Annotated in this window: 19 protein-coding genes, 1 other RNA gene, 1 pseudogene and 1 riboswitch; of the genes and pseudogenes, 18 read left to right on the top strand and 3 right to left on the bottom strand. The window is 32.8% G+C overall.

Going from position 1 to position 19,452, the window contains the following annotated elements; genetic code table 11:
- Positions 1-5 precede the first annotated feature (5 nt).
- The gene (gene dtd / locus RWR88_RS05635) at positions 6-452 is read left to right on the top strand and encodes a D-aminoacyl-tRNA deacylase (protein WP_314451004.1); all 447 of its coding nucleotides are present in this window, start codon (positions 6-8) and stop codon (positions 450-452) included.
- A gap of 321 nt (positions 453-773) precedes the next feature.
- Here dtd and RWR88_RS05630 read toward each other — a convergent pair whose 3' ends face one another.
- Together RWR88_RS05630 and ssrS are read right to left on the bottom strand one after the other, a co-directional pair.
- Positions 774-1,232: a universal stress protein gene (locus RWR88_RS05630; protein ID WP_006702749.1), complete on the bottom strand. Its 459-nt coding sequence runs from the start codon at positions 1,230-1,232 to the stop codon at positions 774-776.
- A 134-nt stretch (positions 1,233-1,366) separates the two neighbouring features.
- Positions 1,367-1,557, bottom strand: a non-coding RNA gene (ssrS, locus tag RWR88_RS05625) — 6S RNA.
- 143 nt (positions 1,558-1,700) lie between these two features.
- Positions 1,701-1,790, top strand: a riboswitch (TPP riboswitch).
- A 162-nt stretch (positions 1,791-1,952) separates the two neighbouring features.
- Between ssrS and RWR88_RS05620 the strand changes: the two genes are divergently transcribed.
- From RWR88_RS05620 to RWR88_RS05560, 12 genes and pseudogenes are all read left to right on the top strand, one after another.
- A complete protein-coding gene (locus RWR88_RS05620; protein WP_314451003.1) occupies positions 1,953-2,510 on the top strand; it encodes an ECF transporter S component in 558 nt (185 codons plus the stop codon).
- A gap of 3 nt (positions 2,511-2,513) precedes the next feature.
- Positions 2,514-3,869 carry an ABC transporter ATP-binding protein gene (locus RWR88_RS05615; protein WP_314451002.1) on the top strand — a complete coding sequence of 452 codons (1,356 nt, stop codon included), beginning with the start codon at positions 2,514-2,516 and terminating at the stop codon, positions 3,867-3,869.
- A complete protein-coding gene (locus RWR88_RS05610) occupies positions 3,853-4,506 on the top strand; it encodes an energy-coupling factor transporter transmembrane component T (protein WP_314451001.1) in 654 nt (217 codons plus the stop codon). Before RWR88_RS05615 ends, RWR88_RS05610 begins: the two co-directional genes overlap by 17 nt.
- A 4-nt stretch (positions 4,507-4,510) precedes the next feature.
- Positions 4,511-5,179, top strand: coding sequence for a thiaminase II (gene tenA / locus RWR88_RS05605; RefSeq protein WP_314451000.1), 669 nt, complete (start codon positions 4,511-4,513; stop codon positions 5,177-5,179).
- Between the two features lie 7 nt (positions 5,180-5,186).
- Positions 5,187-5,723, top strand: coding sequence for an energy coupling factor transporter S component ThiW (thiW, locus tag RWR88_RS05600; RefSeq protein ID WP_314451020.1), 537 nt, complete (start codon positions 5,187-5,189; stop codon positions 5,721-5,723).
- Positions 5,708-6,535: a hydroxyethylthiazole kinase gene (locus tag RWR88_RS05595; RefSeq protein ID WP_314450999.1), complete on the top strand. Its 828-nt coding sequence runs from the start codon at positions 5,708-5,710 to the stop codon at positions 6,533-6,535. The genes thiW and RWR88_RS05595 overlap by 16 nt, the downstream gene beginning before the upstream one ends.
- The gene (gene thiE / locus RWR88_RS05590) at positions 6,519-7,172 is read left to right on the top strand and encodes a thiamine phosphate synthase (protein ID WP_314450998.1); all 654 of its coding nucleotides are present in this window, start codon (positions 6,519-6,521) and stop codon (positions 7,170-7,172) included. Before RWR88_RS05595 ends, thiE begins: the two co-directional genes overlap by 17 nt.
- Entirely contained in the window at positions 7,165-7,989 is an 825-nt protein-coding gene (gene thiD / locus RWR88_RS05585) for a bifunctional hydroxymethylpyrimidine kinase/phosphomethylpyrimidine kinase (protein ID WP_314450997.1), read from the top strand. The genes thiE and thiD overlap by 8 nt, the downstream gene beginning before the upstream one ends.
- A gap of 187 nt (positions 7,990-8,176) precedes the next feature.
- Positions 8,177-8,521: a hypothetical protein gene (locus tag RWR88_RS05580; protein WP_314450996.1), complete on the top strand. Its 345-nt coding sequence runs from the start codon at positions 8,177-8,179 to the stop codon at positions 8,519-8,521.
- Between the two features lie 158 nt (positions 8,522-8,679).
- A complete protein-coding gene (locus tag RWR88_RS05575; protein ID WP_314450995.1) occupies positions 8,680-9,444 on the top strand; it encodes a class I SAM-dependent methyltransferase in 765 nt (254 codons plus the stop codon).
- Between the two features lie 148 nt (positions 9,445-9,592).
- Positions 9,593-9,949, top strand: a pseudogene (locus RWR88_RS05570) (DUF3847 domain-containing protein).
- 39 nt (positions 9,950-9,988) lie between these two features.
- Positions 9,989-11,824: a recombinase family protein gene (locus tag RWR88_RS05560; RefSeq protein ID WP_314450994.1), complete on the top strand. Its 1,836-nt coding sequence runs from the start codon at positions 9,989-9,991 to the stop codon at positions 11,822-11,824.
- Between the two features lie 23 nt (positions 11,825-11,847).
- Here the strand turns inward: RWR88_RS05560 and RWR88_RS05555 are convergent, their stop codons facing one another.
- Complete coding sequence (locus tag RWR88_RS05555) at positions 11,848-12,810, bottom strand: AraC family transcriptional regulator (protein ID WP_314450993.1); 963 nt, start codon at positions 12,808-12,810, stop codon at positions 11,848-11,850.
- 230 nt (positions 12,811-13,040) lie between these two features.
- Between RWR88_RS05555 and RWR88_RS05550 the strand changes: the two genes are divergently transcribed.
- Genes RWR88_RS05550 through RWR88_RS05530 form a run of 5 tightly spaced genes read left to right on the top strand, consistent with a single transcriptional unit; the run spans position 13,041 to position 19,186 of the window.
- Positions 13,041-14,798: an ABC transporter ATP-binding protein gene (locus RWR88_RS05550; protein WP_314450992.1), complete on the top strand. Its 1,758-nt coding sequence runs from the start codon at positions 13,041-13,043 to the stop codon at positions 14,796-14,798.
- A gap of 4 nt (positions 14,799-14,802) precedes the next feature.
- Positions 14,803-16,527: an ABC transporter ATP-binding protein gene (locus RWR88_RS05545; RefSeq protein ID WP_314450991.1), complete on the top strand. Its 1,725-nt coding sequence runs from the start codon at positions 14,803-14,805 to the stop codon at positions 16,525-16,527.
- A gap of 21 nt (positions 16,528-16,548) precedes the next feature.
- Positions 16,549-17,136: an MptD family putative ECF transporter S component gene (locus RWR88_RS05540; protein WP_049489415.1), complete on the top strand. Its 588-nt coding sequence runs from the start codon at positions 16,549-16,551 to the stop codon at positions 17,134-17,136.
- Positions 17,133-17,822 carry an energy-coupling factor transporter transmembrane component T gene (locus tag RWR88_RS05535; protein WP_314451018.1) on the top strand — a complete coding sequence of 230 codons (690 nt, stop codon included), beginning with the start codon at positions 17,133-17,135 and terminating at the stop codon, positions 17,820-17,822. Before RWR88_RS05540 ends, RWR88_RS05535 begins: the two co-directional genes overlap by 4 nt.
- On the top strand, positions 17,816-19,186 hold the full coding sequence (locus RWR88_RS05530) for an ABC transporter ATP-binding protein (RefSeq protein WP_314450990.1): 1,371 nt from the start codon (positions 17,816-17,818) through the stop codon (positions 19,184-19,186). The genes RWR88_RS05535 and RWR88_RS05530 overlap by 7 nt, the downstream gene beginning before the upstream one ends.
- Positions 19,187-19,452: the final 266 nt, after the last annotated feature.

Here is a 19,452-nt window from a genome sequence, read left to right as displayed (position 1 = left end):
GAGTTATGAAAGTTGTTTTACAGCGTGTTGCTCATGCGAGTGTTACAGTTGATGAGAAAGTCATTGGAAAGATTCAACGTGGTTTTCTGTTGTTAGTGGGTGTAACGCATGATGATGCAATGGAAGATATGGAATATCTTGTTCGTAAGATTGTTCAGATGAGAATTTTTGAAGATGAAGAGGGTAAATTGAATCGTAGTATTCAAGATATTGGCGGTGAGATTTTATCGGTTTCGCAGTTTACTTTGTATGCGGAGACGAAGAAGGGGAATCGTCCTTCGTTTTCAAAGGCAGCTCCTGGGGATGTTGCGCTTGAGATGTTTGAGCAGTTTAATGGTTTGTTAAGAGATACTGGGATTCCCGTTGAGACGGGGCAGTTTGGTGCGGATATGAAAGTAGAATTACTAAATGACGGACCAGTGACAATCCTATTGGATTCAAAAAATCGTTAATGGGGCGTAAGATAAAAAGAGAACGGGAAAGAAATTCTTGTTGTAGTAGCAATGGACGGCAGCAGACTCGCAAAAATGCAAGTCTCATGCCTAAAAATCGAGCCTTGGTCTCGATTTTTCCAGTAATAGAAGCCAATGTGGCTTCTATTACTTGTGCTACTACGGGAATTCTTTCCAGTTCTCTTTTTCTATACTTTTGAATGTTACTAACATAAGAAGCGTTGAAGACTTTTTAGAAATAGTAGCATGGACGTCAGCAGCTTCGTGAAGCGAATTTCGTGCTACTACGAAAAGTCTTTTTTGTTCTCTTTTTCTATACTCTTATTGTCGTTGGTTTTCTAGATCTGTGCGGACTACTAAGACGTCGCAGCTGGCGTTTCGGATGACGTATTCTGATACAGAACCGATAAATAAACGTTCGACTGCGTTGAGTCCTGTTGCGCCCATCATAATTAAATCAATTTGATAATCCTTTGGAATATTTTTAGAAATATAAACTTTTGGAGAACCATATTCTAAAACAAAATCGATGTCATTAAAATCATGTTCTTGGGCATATTGACGATATTCTTGGAATAAGTTTTCTGTTTGTCTTTGAATTTCTTCATTAAAGTTTCCTTCGAAACCAGTAGGAGTTTGAAGGACTCGTGTATCAATAATATGAGCAATTAACACTTGAGCACGATTTCTTTTAGCGACCTCAATTGCTTTTTCAAAAGCTAATCTAGCTTCATTTGATCCATCTACCGGAACTAAAATTTTTGAATATTCATGGAACATAACAATCACTCCTTCATCTTTATATCTTTATTATACCACTATGAAATAGTTTTAAAAGGGGTTTCATAAAGATAAAATCTGTTTATAAAAGAAAAAACCACTCAAAGAGTGGTCCAAAGTAAAAACTTTATTGATAGATTTCCGGTGATGCCGTTTGATGTATTTGATAGTTTTGAACCCGCATTCTAAGCAGGTGGGCTTCTATGAGTTACTTCATAACTTCCACGTGCAATGGCTTGTTATCCATAACAACAATCTGAATCCCTAAATAGTCATTAATTGTTCGGTCAACACATAGTAAATACCGCGCACATCTCAGATTTCTATGTCACTATAGTAGCACTCCTTCTTTAAAAAATCAATACTAAATTTGATAGCGTTTACTTATAATTGAAGAGCAAATATTTTTTAAGCAGATAAGTTGAAAATGATTTCAAATATGATATGATAAAGGAAAATTTAATAAAACCAAAACATTTGGGGTGCCAATTGGCTGAGATTATACCCATTGAACCTGATCTGGATAGTACCAGCGAAGGGAAATGTGGAATGTTACGATAGTAATTTTTTCTAATGATTTGTTTACTCGATATATAAAGATATTATTTTTATTTTTTATAATGTATTTATGTCAGAACTCAAAGATTTAGTTTCTATTACTTTGTTAATCGTGTTAGTGAATGAGCCTCCTTTTGTTTTGAAAACGAAGGGAGTTTTTTTATGGAAAAATGGAGTTTGAAGGATGTCATTTTAATGGCATTATTAGCGTTTCTTTTTGGGGGCGTATTTATGGGAGCAGGATTTTTGTATGTCGCATTAGAAGTGGCATTAACGCCTGGAGGGTATCAACCTTTTGCAAATGAAATTTTATTTGGATTATGGACGATGGCTGCTCCGATGATTGGAGTACTATTGAAAAAGAAAGGAAGTTCGACTCTTGGAGAAATGTTAGCTGCGTTAGCAGAAATGTTAATGGGTTCTCATTTTGGAGTTGGAGTTTTAGTTTCTGGTTTTGTTCAAGGCTTAGGTACTGAAGCAGGATTTTTTGCAACGGGATATAAGAGATATGATACATTTTCTCTTACATTAAGTGCGATTGGAACAGTTGTCTTTAGTTTTATTTATGAGTATTTCAAATTAGGATATGGCGCTTATTCATTAGGATTTTTAGTTGCATTAATCGTTGTTCGTTTTATTTCTGTTTTTGTATTTGGAGTAGTATTTGTAAAAATTGTAATGAACTTATTAGAAAAAGTAAAAGCTACAAGAGGAAATTAATCAATGAATGGTATCACTTTAGTAGATGTGAGTGTTTGGCAAGGGAAAACTAACATTCTTCATCATCTCCATTGCCAACTGGAAATGGGCGAATTCATTTTATTAACTGGAGATACGGGAAGTGGAAAGTCAACTTTATTTCAATTTTTATCGGGTATTAAACTGATGACTTTTGAAGGACAGTGTTACTTATTAGGAAAAGATATTTCTTCCATGACACCTGTAGAAAGAGCAACTATTGCGGGAACTGTATTCCAAAAAGCATATCGCCAATTTACGATGAAAAATTTACGGAGCGAATTAACATTTACTCTTGAAAATTTAGGGTTTGATTATGAAGAAATTCAAGAAAGAATCCGTCATGTTACGATCGACACAGTAACGCAACATCTATTAGATCGACCTTTTGTTCAATTATCTGGAGGGGAGCAACAACGTTCTGCGATTGCAGTTTTATTAGCAATGGATGTTCCAATTTTATTATTAGATGAGCCATTTGCAAGTGTTGACGAGAAAAGTAGACGCTCCTTAATGAATTTATTATTTGAACTTTCTCAAAAGGGAAAATTAGTCATTGTTAGTGATCACGATACGAATGGATATAGCGAATATGTCAGTCGTGTATTACATATTCAGGAAGGGAGTTTGCAGACGGTTCCGATTAGTACGTTGTCGAATCATTCAGTTATTCCATTAGAACAAGAAGGCGCATCATCAGAGAAGTTTTTCACCTTTCAAAATGTTATAAAAGAAGGCTTATGGTCAATTCCAGAGTTTTCTTTAGAAAAAGGGATTACGACTTTAACAGGAGATAATGGTGTCGGAAAATCAACTTTACTAAGAGCAATGGTCCAATTGTCAAAAGTAAAAGGCAATTTTATGTATGAGGGGCAAAAAATAACAAAGAGAAATCGCTCTAAATTGTTAACATTGACAGTTCAAGAAGCGATGCATCAATTTGTCACTTTAATGCCAAGGGATGAATTGAATTTTGGAATGAAGAGATTTGCTGACACTCAAGAATGGCAAGAACGAATACTCACAGAAACAGCTTTAGGTTCAAAACTGGATACAAGTTTAATGTATTTAAGTGGCGGAGAACAAAAGTTGATTCAGCTAATCTGTATGCTAAGTTTAGAAATTCCATTTTTATTATTGGATGAACCTTTTACTGGATTAGATAAAAAAAGTTGTCAATTGATAGGAGAATGGATGAAGTGGAATCAACAAACACATGATCAACAATTATTAGTTGTTTCTCATCGATTAGCCCCTTTAGAAGGTGTGAGTCAAAATCATATTCAAATCAGTGAGCAGACATTACAAAAAGGGGGAATTCAACATGGAAAAACAGTCTAAAAGTTTAGCTTTTTCTCTTTTTCTAATCATAGTAACGATTGAATTATCGTTTGTTCCTTCAAATGTCTTGAATAGTTTTGTATTAGTTGTTGGATTCTTGTATCTGCTTTGGAAGAAGCAGTGGGGCGTCATTGGTGCTACCATTATTGTTCCATTGTTTCCAGCGATTGGTAGTTATTGGTCGATTCGTGTTCAAGGAATTCATCTAGAGCTTGCTTCCGTTATGTTTACTAGAACATTTGCATTTGCTCTATTAGGATTTTTATTGGCATTTAGTGTGGATTTGGAAGAATTATTATTAGTTTTGGAACAAAAAGGATTGCCTCCTCATTTTGTCTATGGCTTATTAGTCATTATTCATGCTTTTCCATATATTAGAAGAGAAGTTGTGCAAATGAAGGAAGCGAGTCAATTAAGAGGTCGACCCTTACATTTTTGGTCAAGCTTATATTATATCAAAGTTATTTTTACAGCTTATCACTTACAAGAGCAATATGAACAAGCGATGATTAGCCATGGATTTGATGAAAAAGGAAAACGAACACCATCGATTATTTGGAAAAATGATGGTAAAGCTTTGGGATGGATGATTTTATTATTTGTAGTAGGAAATAGTATTGGATGGTTATGGAGGTAGGAAAATGACATTTACAGAAAAAGCCATGGTAGTTTCTAACCGTTATTGGCAAGGAAGTTTTGAACATCCATTTGTAACGGGATTACAAGATGGGACATTGGGGGATTCGATATTTCGTTATTATTTATTACAAGATCGTTATTATTTAGAACATTTTAGTAAAATCTATCAAATTATTTCTGATGCATCTGATGATGCAGAAGTGAAAGAATTAATGCGTAGAAATTCGCAACATTTAGCAGAAGGAGAACAATTAATTCGAGAAGAATTTTTTCAAGAATTAGGTATCGATGAAGAAGAAATCAAAAATACACCGATTGCTCCAACTGCTTATAATTATGTATCACATTTATATCGACAACTATCAGAAAAAAATGTCGTTGTAGCTTGTGCCGGAATGTTACCTTGTCCGTGGTTATATCAAGCCATTGGAGAACAATTAATCAAACAAGGTTCCCCTCATGAAATGTATCAACGATGGATTATGACCTATGCGGGAGAAGACAGTAAAGAAGCTGTTCAATATGAATGTGGTGTTATCGAACGATTATATCAAGAGGCAACTGGTGAAACAAAAGAAGAAATGATAGAAGCATTTTATCGTAGTTGCCAATTTGAGTACCTATTTTGGGAAATGGCTTATACACATGAAACATGGAAATTAGAAGGTTAGGAAGGTTATAAAAATGAGTAGAAATAAAAAAATTATGTTTTTAGCAATGATGGTAGCGCTAGATGTGGTTTTATCCCCATTAATGCGAATTGAAGGAATGGCACCAATGTCTAGTACGATTAATGTCATTGCAGCAATGTTGATGGGACCAGTATACGGAGTAGCTATGGCATTTTTAACAGCGATTCTTCGTATGACTTTATTAGCAATTCCACCTTTAGCTTTAACAGGTGCAGTATTTGGAGCTTTATTAGCTGGGATTGGAGCAAGAATGACTAAAAACATCTATGGAGCCATGATTGGTGAATTTATTGGAACAGGATTAATTGGTTCTCTATTATCTTATCCTGTAATGGTTTGGTTTACTGGCACAACAACTGGTTTATTCTGGTTTGTTTATACACCACGTTTTTGTGGAGGAGCGATTATTGGCTCAACAATTGCTTGGTTAGTTTGGGTAAAATTAAAAAACGTATCAACAATTCAACGAATTCAAAAATTATTTGCACCAACTAAGGAATGTCCATTATGCAAAAAGTTTTAGAAAAAATTTTCCCATTACAACGCCCTCTGATTCATTGCATTACGAATGGAATTACAAAGGAATTAGTGGCAAATGCATTATTATATGTAGGGTCAAAACCAATTATGGCTGAAGATGAACGAGAAATTGAATCAGTTATTCAAGTATCATCTGCCGTATTACTAAATATTGGACATTTAACAGAGCAAAAAGAAGCTTGCATCATAAAAGCTGCAAAACTTGCGAATAAGGCTCAAAAACCTCTTGTCGTAGATGCTGTTGGAATAGTGGGACTATCCAATCGTCTTGTTTTAGTACAACGTTTATTAGACATTGGCGTTACCGTTGTGAAGGGAAATATTTCAGAAATGAGAAGACTAGCTGGACTAAAGAGTAGTGCCAAAGGAGTCGATAGTGCTAAGGAAGACCAAAGTTTGATGGAATTACAAGAATTGGCTCACGCATTAAGAAAATTGGCTAAAGTTTATCCTCAAACTGTTTTTCTAGCAACAGGTGAACAAGACTTAGTCGTTACTGATTCAAACTGTTTTTGCCTAAAAAATGGAGTAGATTCTTTAGAATTATTTACAGGTACAGGAGATATAGTGGGAGCTCTCATTACAGGCGTTTTAGGAAGTGGAATTGAACCACTAGAAGCGACGATTGGTGCGATTAGTTACTTTAATGTATGTGGAGAAAAAGCAAGCAAGGTACTCCAGCATGGAATGGAAAGTTTTCGTATAGAAACTTGTAATCAACTATCAAAATTGTACCAAGAAAATTGGCAAGAAATGCTAAAAATGGAGGACTGGACAAATGAAGAAGTTAGATAAAACATTAACCCTTTATTTAGTAACGGCACGCTATGATTGGAAAGAAGAAGACTTTTTGAATAAAGTAGAAGAAGCTTGTAAGTCTGGTGTAACTCTTGTGCAATTAAGAGAAAAAGAATGCAGTACAAGAGAATATTATGAATTAGCTCAAAAAGTTAAGACTATCACAGATAGATATCAAATTCCTTTGATCATTGATGATCGAGTGGATATTTGTTTAGCCGTTGATGCTAGTGGTGTGCATATTGGAGCAGATGAATTACCTGTTGAAGTAGTTCGAAAACTCATTGAAAAAGACAAAATTCTAGGAGTTACAGCTAAAACAGTTGAACGAGCATTAGAAGCAGAACAACAAGGAGCAGATTACTTAGGTGTAGGAGCCATTTATCCAACGACGACAAAAGTCATTACTCAACCAACCTCTATTGAAACGCTTAAGGAAATTGCGACAACCGTATCGATTCCTATCGTAGCCATTGGTGGTATTAAAGAAGACAATATGGAACCACTGGAAGGGACAGGTATAGCAGGTGTTGCCATTGTTAGTGAGATAATGAAAGCTAAAGATATCAAAGAAAAATGTCACTGTTTAAGAAAAAAAGTAACGGAAATTTTAGGAGGGGAAGCAAATGAGTAATGAAACTATACAAGTAGTGACTATTGCTGGATCTGATTCAGGAGGCGGAGCAGGAGCTCAAGCAGATTTAAAAACATTTCAAGCTCGTCAAGTTTTTGGAATGAGTATTTTTGTAGCTTTAACAGCGCAAAATACTTTAGGAGTACAAGCGGTTCATGAAGTACCAAGTGCATTTATTGATGCGCAATTTCAATCATTAGCAAGTGATTTTCAAATTCGTGCAGCAAAAACAGGAATGTTAGCAGATAGTCGAGTTGTTCGCACTGTAGTAGAAAATTATAAAAAAGTAAATTTTGGACCATTAATTGTTGATCCAGTTATGATTGCTAAAGGCGGACACCCATTATTACAACCAGAAGCCATTGAAACGATTAAAAAAGAATTATTACCAATTGCCACAGTTTGTACACCAAATTTACCAGAAGCAGAAGAATTAATTGGTAAGAAAATCTTAACAGAAAAAGATATGATGCAATCTGCAGCTATTTTACAAAATCTTGGAGTAAAAAATGTCATTATTAAGGGCGGACATGGAATGCTGGATATTGTAAAAGACTTTGTCTTATTAGAAGACGGAACAGCATTTTGGACAGAAGCTAAACGAATTCAAACAGCTTCTACCCATGGAACAGGTGATACATTCTCCGCTTGTATTACAGCTGAATTAGCAAAAGGACAGCCTTTGAAAGAGAGCATTATTACAGCTCGTAAATTTATTCAAGGAGCGATTGCTCAACCAATCTATGTAGGAAATGGACACGGCCCAACAAATCACTGGGCGAAGTTGGATGACAGTGTTCGAGTAATTGAAGCGTAAGAAAATAGGAATATGACTTTTCGATGTAAGAAAGGATGACAGTGTGTTGTCATTAGTTTTACTCTTGGAGAGTTGTATTCCTTTTTTAGTTGCATCTTAGAGTGGATGGAATTTCTCCTAAATCATATTGAAAGCTAGGTAAACTAATAGTAAAATGAAAGCGAATAAAATATGTTTTGTAGGGGAAATGAGTATTATGGTACACAATAAAAAATGGTTTTACGGATTTATTCTACTCTTTTTAGGGAACTCACTTTTGTTAAGATCAACAGAGTTTTCTATAATAGTGTCAATTATAATCATACTATTAGGTCATTTATTTATTATACTGATTGGAAAAGAACAGTTTGGTCTGAAAAAAATTATTAAAAGTAATATCGTGATTGCGTTAGTTTTTACGATATATTATTTTGTTTTCAATCAAATGCGATTAGGTTTGCTCCATAATATTTTCATTGCACTGATAGTGTATATTTCATTTTGGTATTTAAGTCAGGCAAAAGAAAAACAAGAAACGAAGAAAAACAAATAAACATTCTCTGATAGTGGTATGATTGTAACGTTGTTTAATAGTTTATAGTATCGATTATGAGGATTAAAATAAAGCTTAAAACTAGTAGAGCTGAGAAAATATACTGACAATATATCTAATATAAATCATAATAGTGAAAATTACGAGGAGATAATCAGATGAGTAATTATATAAAATTTAATGAAGATAGATGGAATAATGTAAATAATGACTATACTGAGCCATTAACACATGAACAATTAGAAGAACTTAAAAATAAGCCCATTTCTGTTGCATTAACGATTGGAAAAAAAGTTCCGGAAGAATGGTTTGAAAAAGCTAATGGAAAAAAGATATTAGGTTTAGCTTGTGGTGGTGGACAGCAGGGACCAGTTTTTGCTTTAAAAGGGTATGATGTTACCATAATGGACTTTTCTAAATCACAATTAGAAAGAGATGAAATGGTTGCTAAAAGAGAAGGGTTAACAATCAACACAGTTCAAGCTGATATGACAAAACCATTCCCATTTGATGATGAAACTTTTGATATTATTTTTAATCCGGTTTCAAATGTATATATCGAAGATTTAGAAAACATGTATAAAGAAGCCTCCCGAGTATTGAAAAAAGGTGGACTGTTAATGGTCGGATTTATGAATCCATGGATATACATGTATGATTCTGACATTGTATGGGATCAACCTGATGAGGAATTACTTTTAAAGTTTTCACTTCCTTTTAATTCAAAAGAACTTGAACAAGAAGGCAAGATAACCATAAATCCAGAATATGGATATGAATTTAGCCATACCTTAGAAACTCAGATTAGAGGACAACTTAAAAATGGTCTTGCTATGATCGATTTTTATGAATCATGTGATAAAAGAAATAGATTATCCCATTATGGAAATGACTATATAGCTACACTTTGCGTTAAACTATAATGATATAGAACATACTTCAGGAGAATAGCTTAGAGGGTTAAAATCTAAAAGTTCAAGTTTGTATCATTGAATATAACGATTTTAGAAACAGTAAATCAAATTGGTTTACTGTTTTTTATTTACTAAAAATCAGAAAGGAGAACAGAAATTGAAAAATATAGATGAAAAAATCTTAATGGTAGAAGAGGAAACTAAGCAGTTACAAAACAAAAGAAAAAAACTCATCAGTCAGCAGAAACAGGAAGAACGAAAGAAAAGAGATAAAAGGTTTTATGAAAAAGGAGCAGTTTTTGAAAGTATTTTTAACGAAAGCAAGGATTTTACTAAATATGAATTTTATTAGCTAATTATATTTCAAAATATCAAAGAAACAATAAAAAATCAAAAAATCGTGGAGAAAAGACCACCAACACACTTTGCGGTAAAGCAATATAAGTTGGCTGCGGGAGTAATAGAATTAAGGAGAACACTTAATCACTGTTTTAGTGAAATATATACTTCTTAATTCTTTTTTATTTAAAAAATTAAGAGGAAGGAGGTAAAAATGAGGAATTATGAAAAGATAACAGCACTCTATGAGAGACTAAGTCGTGATGACGAACTTCAAGGAGAAAGTAATTCAATCGTCAATCAAAAGAAAATCCTTGAAGAATATGCAAGTAAAAATAATCTATCCAACATCATACATTTTACAGATGACGGAATCAGCGGAACACAGTTTGACAGACCGGGATTTATGGCAATGATGAACGGAGTTAATCAAGGGAATATCGGTTGTATCATCGTAAAGGATATGAGTAGACTTGGCAGAGATTATCTTAAAGTCGGTCAATGTATGGTAATCCTAAGACAAAAGGGCGTAAGGTTGATTGCTATCAATGACAATGTAGATAGCTTTTACAGAGAGGATGACTTTACCCCTTTTAGAAATATTATGAATGAATGGTATGCAAGAGATACTTCAAGAAAAATACAATCTACATTCAGGTCAAAAGGAGAAAGCGGTAAGCATACGGCAAGCTCTCCACCTTATGGTTATATCAAAGATGAAAAAGACAAAGATAAGTGGATTGTAGATGAAAAAGCAGCGGAGATAGTAAGGCGAATATTTAATCTGACCATGCAAGGCAATGGTCCGTATCGAATAGCAAAGATATTAGAAGCAGAAAAAATTGATATACCTGCTTATCATCAACAAAAATTAGGATATGGACTACATCAAAGCAAAAATTTTGAATACCCATATCGTTGGTGCAGCTCCACAATTGCAAGTATCTTAAAGAAACAAGAATACTTAGGTCATACTGTAAATTTCAAAACAAGAAAACATTTTAAGGATAAGAAAAGCAAATATGTATCTGAAGATAATTGGCTGATATTTGAAAATACCCATGAAGCAATCATAGACCAAGAAACCTTTGATAATGTACAAAGAATACGAGGAAATGTAAAAAGGTATCCTGACGGTTGGGGCGAATATCACTCACTAACAGGGCTTATGTATTGTGCTGATTGTGGAAGTAAAATGTATGTTCATAGAACAAGTAACTACAAAAATATCCCCTATTATACTTGCAGTGCCTACACGAAAGTCCCTTGTGGAACACTTTGTCCATCGGCTCACAGGATAAAAGCAGAAGCAGTATTAAACCTTATACAAGAAACCTTAAAAGACCTTAAAAAATATCTTGATGAAGATAACGAAGCTTTTATCCGCTCCATTCAAAATGAAATGGAAGAAAAGGAAAAAGTAGAGATAGAAAGGCAAAGAGTAAGACTAATTGATAGTAAGTCGAGAATACAAGAGTTAGAAAGGCTTATGTGCCGTATTTACGAAGATATGATACTTGAAAAAATACCAAGTAGTAGATATGAGATACTTAATAGCCAATATGAAACAGAGCAAAGAGCTTTAAGTAAAGAAATTAAAGACTTAGAGCTTACAATATCAAGATATGAAAAAGAAACAGACAGAGCAAGAAAATTCATATCTCTTATCAATCGCTATGAAAACTTTGATGAACTTACAACCACTATGATAAATGAGTTTGTAGAGAAGATTATCATTCACGAAAGGGATAGGAAAGGCAGTCAAAACTCAAAACAGAAGATAGAGATATATTTTAACTTTATCGGCAACTATGAGCTACCTACAGAAGAATTAACTGAAGAAGAACGCTTAAAACTTGAGGAAGAAGAGAGAAAAATCAACGAAAGAAAAGACAGACTTCATCAAAATTACCTAAAGCGTAAAGCAAACGGAAAACAACAGGAATACGAGGAAAGGTATAAAGCAAGGAGAGAACAAAAGAAACAGGAAAAGCTAAAGGTTTTGAAAAGGGGAGGTATACCATTGAGTGAATACAAAAAAAGAGATTGAGGTTAATCAATCTCTTTTCATTGTTATGAAGAACTGGTATTTTTTGTGTATTTTTTAATGTCTTTAGGGTAAAAACCTTTATATTTTTTGAAGCATGTACTAAATTTACTGTGAGAGGAATATCCTACAGCCTCTGCTATATCTTGAATTTTAAGGGTAGAGTTCAGTAGGAGTAATTCCGCCATATTCATTCGCCGTCTTTGAGTATATTCTGTAATTGTGCATTGATATTTTTGCTTAAATAATTTTTTTAGTTTTGTGCCGCTCATAGTGGATATTTTTTCCAAAGTATCTTGTGGGATAGATGTTGCATAATGATCGTCTATATAATTGGCGACATTTTTCAAAGCCTCATTATCGGCAATAGATAGTGGATTGCTGTACTTATTTAAAAAAGAGTCTATTGTAATACTTAACCATTCCTTTACCTTTGACTCAAAAAAGATATCAGCAGCAGGAGATACCATCTTGCAATTAAGGATATCTTTTGCAATTCTTTCTAAAGGCTTGTTTATTATAGTGCTGGTATTAAAAAATAAATCTTCATAGTTACAGACTTTATTCTTATAAGAGGACAGGCATTGCTCTATCATGGACTGATTGAAATTTATACCGATTCCTAAATAAGGAGAGTTTTTGTGAAGTATAAACCTATAGTCTTTAGAATTTTTTGTATTTATAACATAAAGTGAATTTGAAGAAAGATTTTGATAAGGATTAAAACATTCACCGTTTGCTGTAACTAAATAAGATGAATAAAAGGAATAGAAATTATCTAAACCAGAAAAACTTGTATGGATAATTTCTTTTTTTATGAAAACATCATAAATATCAATAGTGAAATTATCGCCCTCGTAAAACCAATATATGCCTTCTGAATTATCCGTGCTAAAACGGAATTCATGTCCTACAGTGGAGTATTTTGTATTATCGATAGATTCATCTGTAGAAAAAAAGTTTTTAACAAAGTTATAAAAATCACTCATATTATACCTCCGTGCTTTATATTTTATCCCGAATAGACATTATCCCGAATAGACTTAGTTAGCCATATCTAATTGATTGAAATTCTCATTTATTATAAAATAAATAATAGATAAAAACAAGAAAAAAAACTATGCGTATTGCAAAAGAGTTTGAAAACAAACTTCTAAAATCAGTCTAAAAAGGTTTTTTATAAGGTTTGCTAATTTTAAGAAAAAGGAGGAGTTGTTCAGTGAAGAATAAGAAGAAATCAATACTGAAAAGACTAATGCCTTACGGTGGTAAAAAAAGTTTTTTACTCTATATTGCTATGGTTATGTCTGCTATATCAGGTGTCATGGTTTTGATGCCTATGGTATATATTCATAGAATTGTAAATAACTTAATTTTAAATGGGATGGTGAATTTTGATTATGTAAAGGAAAATTCAATTTATGCAGCAGCCTTTGCCGGTTTGGGGCTATTCATATACCTAATAGGTTTAATTTTATCCCATATTTTTGCATTTGAAGTGGAAGATAACATTATTAAGACTTCCGTAACAAAACTAATAAACAAACCGCTTGGGTATTTCGATGACAAAGAAAGCGGAAGGATAAGAAATGTAATTGTGTCCGGAGCGTCTGAAACTCATTCTTTTTTAGCGCATCAACTTCCTGATATGGCGATGACCATTATATCGCCAATCGTTCTGCTTGTATTTTTCTTCGTGTTTAACTGGAAGTTAGGACTTGCCAGTATGATACCGATGATTATCGGTATGATATTGATGTCATCTATGATGACATCCGAAACAAAAAAAATGAAAGATGAGTATTATGAAGGACTTTCCAATTTATCTTCTCAGACAGTGGAATATGTTCGAGGAATTCCTGTTGTTAAAACATTTGCACAAAGTGTTGAGAGCTTTGATAAGTTATATTCGTTAATCATAAAAACAAAAGACAATGTACTTAAGCTTACTATGAGTTATACGAATAAAATGTCGTGGTTTGAAACCGTTACTACATCGACGGCATTTTTCTTGGTACCTGTGGCATTACTCTTAATAAAATTTAATGGAAACTTATCTAATGTAGTTGCAGATTCTGTTATTTACTTCCTAATAGGACCGGCATTTGCTACTTTTATTATGAGAACTGCGACGATTACTCAATCGAGTTATTTTGCGGAACTTGCTTTAGATAAAATTGAAAATATACTTGAGTTTGATGATTTTGTTTATGGAAATAAAACAAGTTCTGATGTTGGGATAGAGTTTAAAAATGTAAGCTTTTCTTATGAAGATGAAAATGTATTAGACGATATTTCATTTAAGGTGAATAAAGGAGAACGAGTTGCTTTAGTCGGATCATCAGGCAGTGGTAAAACTACTATAGCAAGGCTTGCTGCACGATTTTACGATATTAAAACAGGTGAAATTTATATTGGAGGAACTAATATAAAAGATTTTGAAAAAGAGGCTTTAATGAGAAAAATTGCTTTTGTTTTTCAAAACTCTAAACTATTTAAAATGAGTTTAAGAGATAATCTTTTAATCGGAAAGCCTGATGCAACTAATGAAGAAATAGACAATGCCTTAATCAATTCAGGGTCTAAAGATATTATTAAAAATTTAGATAAAGGACTTGATACTGTTTACGGAACTAAAGGAGCATATTTTTCAGGAGGAGAAGCTCAAAGGATTTCTATAGCGAGAGCTTTTTTGAAAGATGCAGATATTATCATTTTAGATGAAGCTACAGCCTTTGCAGATCCTGAAAATGAACATTTGATTCAAGAGTCTTTTAAGAAGCTATCAAAAAGCAAGACAACATTGATGATTGCTCATAGATTATCTACAGTAGTAGATGCAGATAGAATTCTTGTTATTGATAAGGGGAAAATTGTAGAAGAAGGCAAGCATTCAGATTTAATAGGTATGAGTGGGCATTACAAAAAACTTTGGGAAGAATATCAAAAATCCGTAAATTGGAAGATAGGAGGTTAAATATATGGTTTCTTATTTTATGAAAAAATATTCGATGTCAGAAAAAGGCGCTCTTAACTTAAGAAAAGCCATATTTTCACACACGCTTGTTAATTTAACTAAATTGTTCGCACCAATGATCGGTTTTATGTTTCTATTCCAGTATATAGGCATTTTAACAGGCATTGAGAGCTACAATTTTACTTCTGTTTATTATATTGCACTAATTGTAGTAATGATGATTGTGATGTTCTTAGTAGCGAGGTGGGATTATGTAAGACTTTACACCAATGTGTACAACGAGAGTGCAAATTCAAGAATTGAGTTAGCGGAAAGGTTAAAGAAATTACCTCTTTCTTATTTTGGTAAAAGAGATTTGGCAGACCTTGCGGAAACCATGATGAATGACATGAACTTATATGAAACAATTTTTTCTCATGCTGTACCTCAGATATATTCAACGGCTATATCCACAAGTATTATTGCTTTAATGCTTATCTTCTATAATTGGAAACTTGCACTTGCAGCCCTTTGGGTAATTCCCATTTCTATTTTGATTATATTTTTATCAAAGAAAAGTCAGAAAAAAATAGTACAGGGCTGGATAGATGATAATCGTAAGGTTTTCGATAATCTACAGGAAAATATAGAGCAGATAGAGCAAATAAAATCTTACAACTTAGAAGATAGGGTGTTAAATGATTTTTTTGAAAAATTAAATGCATCCACAAAACAGAAAACGAAAGGTGAAGTTGTTGCCGGAACACTTACAGGAATAGCTACTGCAATTTTAAAGCTTGGAATTATAAGTGTTGCCGTTATCGGCGTCAACATGCTTATGGCAGGGGAGGTAAGTGTGCTGGTTTATATTGCATTTTTAATGCTTACAGCAAGTATTTATCTTACTATAGAAGGAATAATCACCTTTATGTCAATGATAGTTATTCTTGATGCGGTTGTAGGGAGAATAAAGGAAATAAAGACCATGCCTGTTCAAGAAGGCAAAAAAGATATTGACATTAAAAATTACGATATTGAGTTCAAGGATGTTTATTTTGGATATGATGATTATTCTGTAATAAATGGTGTGAGCTTTACTGCAAAGCAGGGTGAAATCACTGCGCTAATCGGTTCAAGCGGAAGCGGAAAAACAACTCTCACCAAGCTTGCTGCAAGATTTTGGGATATAGATAAAGGAAAGATTTTGATAGGGGGAGAGGACATCGGTAAAATTGATCCGGAAACACTCCTTAAAAATTTCTCTATCGTTTTCCAAGATGTTACTCTTTTTAATTCAAGCATAAAAGATAATATAAAAATCGGTAAAAAAGGTGCTACAGATGAAGAGATTATAAGAGCGGCTAAAATAGCTAGATGTTATGAATTTATAGACAAAATGCCGGATGGAATAGATACAGTAATAGGTGAAAACGGACAAAGACTTTCAGGCGGAGAAAGACAAAGAATCTCAATAGCAAGGGCAATACTAAAAGACGCACCAATCATATTGCTTGATGAGGCTACAGCATCTCTGGATGTTGAAAATGAAAGTCTAATTCAAGAGGCTTTATCTGAACTTATAAAAGAAAAAACGGCAATTGTTATTGCTCATAGATTAAGAACAATAAGAAATGCAAACAAAATCGTTTTATTAAATGCCGGAAAAATAGAAGCGATAGGGACAGATGAAGAACTTTGTAAAAGCTCGGAATTTTATAAAGCAATGCTTAGAAAATCAAATATTCAGTGAAAACTTATTTAGGAGGAAAATATAAAAATGGAAAAATTAAGAATTAAAGATTTAGTTACGATAGGTGTATTTACAGTAATATATTTTGTACTTATGTTTGCTTCGGGAATGATTGGTATTGTACCGATTTTATACTTGGCATACCCTACACTGGCAGGCATTATAACAGGAATAGTTATAATGCTCTTTATGGCAAAAGTTCAAAAATCATGGGGATTATTTATACTTGGGTTGATTTGTAGTCTTGTAGCAATTGCAATGGGAAATACATATGTAATATTGATACATGCTGTAATCAGTATGGCAATTGCGGAACTTTTAAGAAAAAAAGGAGAATATAAATCATTTAAATTTAATATGCTCTCATTTGCCGTATTCAACACTTGGATTTGTGGTTTCCTTATGCAAGTTTTGTTGGCTAAAGACAAGGTTATTAAACTGGCTGAAACAGGCGGTATGGGTCACGATTATATAATGAAGCTCATAGCACTTTTGAATTATCGTAGTATGGTATTAGTATATATCGGTGCTGTTGTCGGCGGGATACTCGGCGCATATATCGGTAAAGTCTTTTTGAAAAAGCATTTCGAAAAAGCGGGTATTGTATAATGCTCGTTTCTTTAGACAATCCATATAATCCCAATCCAATTAGTAAAATTTTAGTAAGTTTTTCACTTGGATTTGCTGTATTTTATAAAGTAAATACCTATTTTGAATGGGGAATTGTGCTTCTTATTTCATTTCTTTTTTTAATGAATGGATTTAAGAAAGAAGCCTTAAAAAACATATCATTTTTTGGGGTTCTTTCTTTGATACCTAATCTTGATGTAATTAGAAATATGAATGCGATTTTAATGATGTTTTTTATGCTATTTGCTGTATGTAAGATGTTTTATCTTCCATTTAGTGCGGGAAGTTTTTTTTTAAAAACATCGGATGTAGGAAGTGTAATATCCTTAATGGATAAAATGAATTTTCCTCGTACTGTTTCTATACCAATTGCTGTAATGTTTAGGTTTTTTCCTTCATTTAGGGAAGAAAGTCACAATATAAAACTTGCTATGAAAATAAGAGGTATTACATTTAAAAATCCAATTTCATACATCGAGAATGTAATTGTGCCTTTACTTGTTATATCTTCTAATATTTCTGATGATATTGCAAAGGCAGCAGAAACAAAATGTATTGAAAATCCTGTTAAAAAAACAAGGTACATATCCGTCAAAACGAAAGTAGTTGATTTTGTTTATGTGCTTTTAATACTGATTATGGTTATAGGAGGAGCTTTATGGTAGAAATTGAAAATTTATCTCTATCTTATGGAAATTCTCCTAAAGTGTTAAAAAACATTTCTTTAGATGTAAAAAAAGGCGAATGTGTATTATTTACTGGGAAAAGTGGTAGCGGAAAATCTTCAATTATAAATTCTATCAATGGGTTAGCTGTACGATATGATGGAGCTTATATGGATGGAACCATCAAGATTGATAATAAAGATATTAAAAACCTCGAATTATACGAAATATCGCTCTTAGTATCAAATGTATTTCAAAATCCAAAGACACACTTTTTCAATATAAATACTACACTTGAATTACTTTTCTATTTGGAGAATATAGGACTTTCAAAAAAACAAATGGATGAAAGACTAAATGATATGTTGGATTTGTTTCCGATAGAACATCTTTTAAATAGAGATATTTTTAAACTTTCGGGTGGAGAAAAGCAGATTTTATGTATTGCTGCAAGTTATATATCTGGAACGGAAATCATTGTTTTAGATGAGCCTTCATCAAATCTTGATGAAGAAAACATTTTAATCATAAAAGAAATGCTTATAAAACTTAAAGATAAGGGGAAAACTCTTATAATCTCAGAACATAGAATATTTTATCTAATGGATATTGTAGATAGAGTTTTTTTGATTAAAGATGGGGAAATACAAAAGGAATATACTCAAATAGATTTTATGAAAATACCGTCTGAAAAGCTAAAGAAGTTAGGTTTAAGAAATAAGAATAGAGTAAAACTTACAGTACCCGAAAATCAAAATAAGGGAAATTTAGAAGTAAAAAACATTGAATTTAAGTTTAATGGTATAGATAAAAAATTGCATTTAAAAGACCTCTCTTTTGAAATGGGAAAAATTTACGGCATAGTAGGAACAAACGGACTTGGTAAATCCACTTTGCTCAGATGCCTTATAGGCTTAGAAAGAAAATCGAAGGATGAAATCTATTTGGACGGCAAAAGACTTTCAAAATCAGATAGGCTAAAAATATCATCCCTTGTAATGCAGGATGTTAATCATCAGCTTTTTACCGATTCTATTGCAAGTGAAGTAAGTCTTGGAATAAAAAATATTGAAAGTAGTTATGTTGAAAATATTCTGAAAAAACTTGATTTATATGAATCAAAAGATCGTCATCCAATGAGCTTGTCAGGCGGACAAAAACAAAGAGTGGCAATTGCATCCGTATTGTGTAAGAATTCTAAATTCATATTTTTTGACGAACCAACAAGCGGAATGGATTATTACAACATGATGAATATATCGCATCTAATTAACGAATGCAAAAGTGATAATAAAATAATATTCATTGTTTCCCATGACCAAGAATTTTTAAATTCTACAGCTGATTATGTTATGCATTTATAAATATCAACAGAGGGTACTATTATTTTTTAAGACTAAAATAAAGGAGATAAAAAAATGTTAATGTTAAGGAGATAAAGTTATGCGATGGTATGACATGATAACAGAAAGAGTAAGCATAAGGTACCTTCTTTTATTGTGTGATATTAAGATATTTAGTTTAAGAAAATTTTTATTCGATATTAAATAGCATAGTAAAAAAGCATGTATTTTGTGTACTGCACCCCAAAAGTTAGACATAAAAAATCTAACTTTTGGGGTGTTTTTTT

The sequence above is a fragment of the uncultured Granulicatella sp. genome (assembly GCF_963528195.1).
Classification (GTDB): Bacteria; Bacillota; Bacilli; order Lactobacillales; family Aerococcaceae; genus Granulicatella.
Note: the sequence above shows the minus strand (reverse complement) of the source record. Positions and strands in the feature narration are given on the sequence as shown.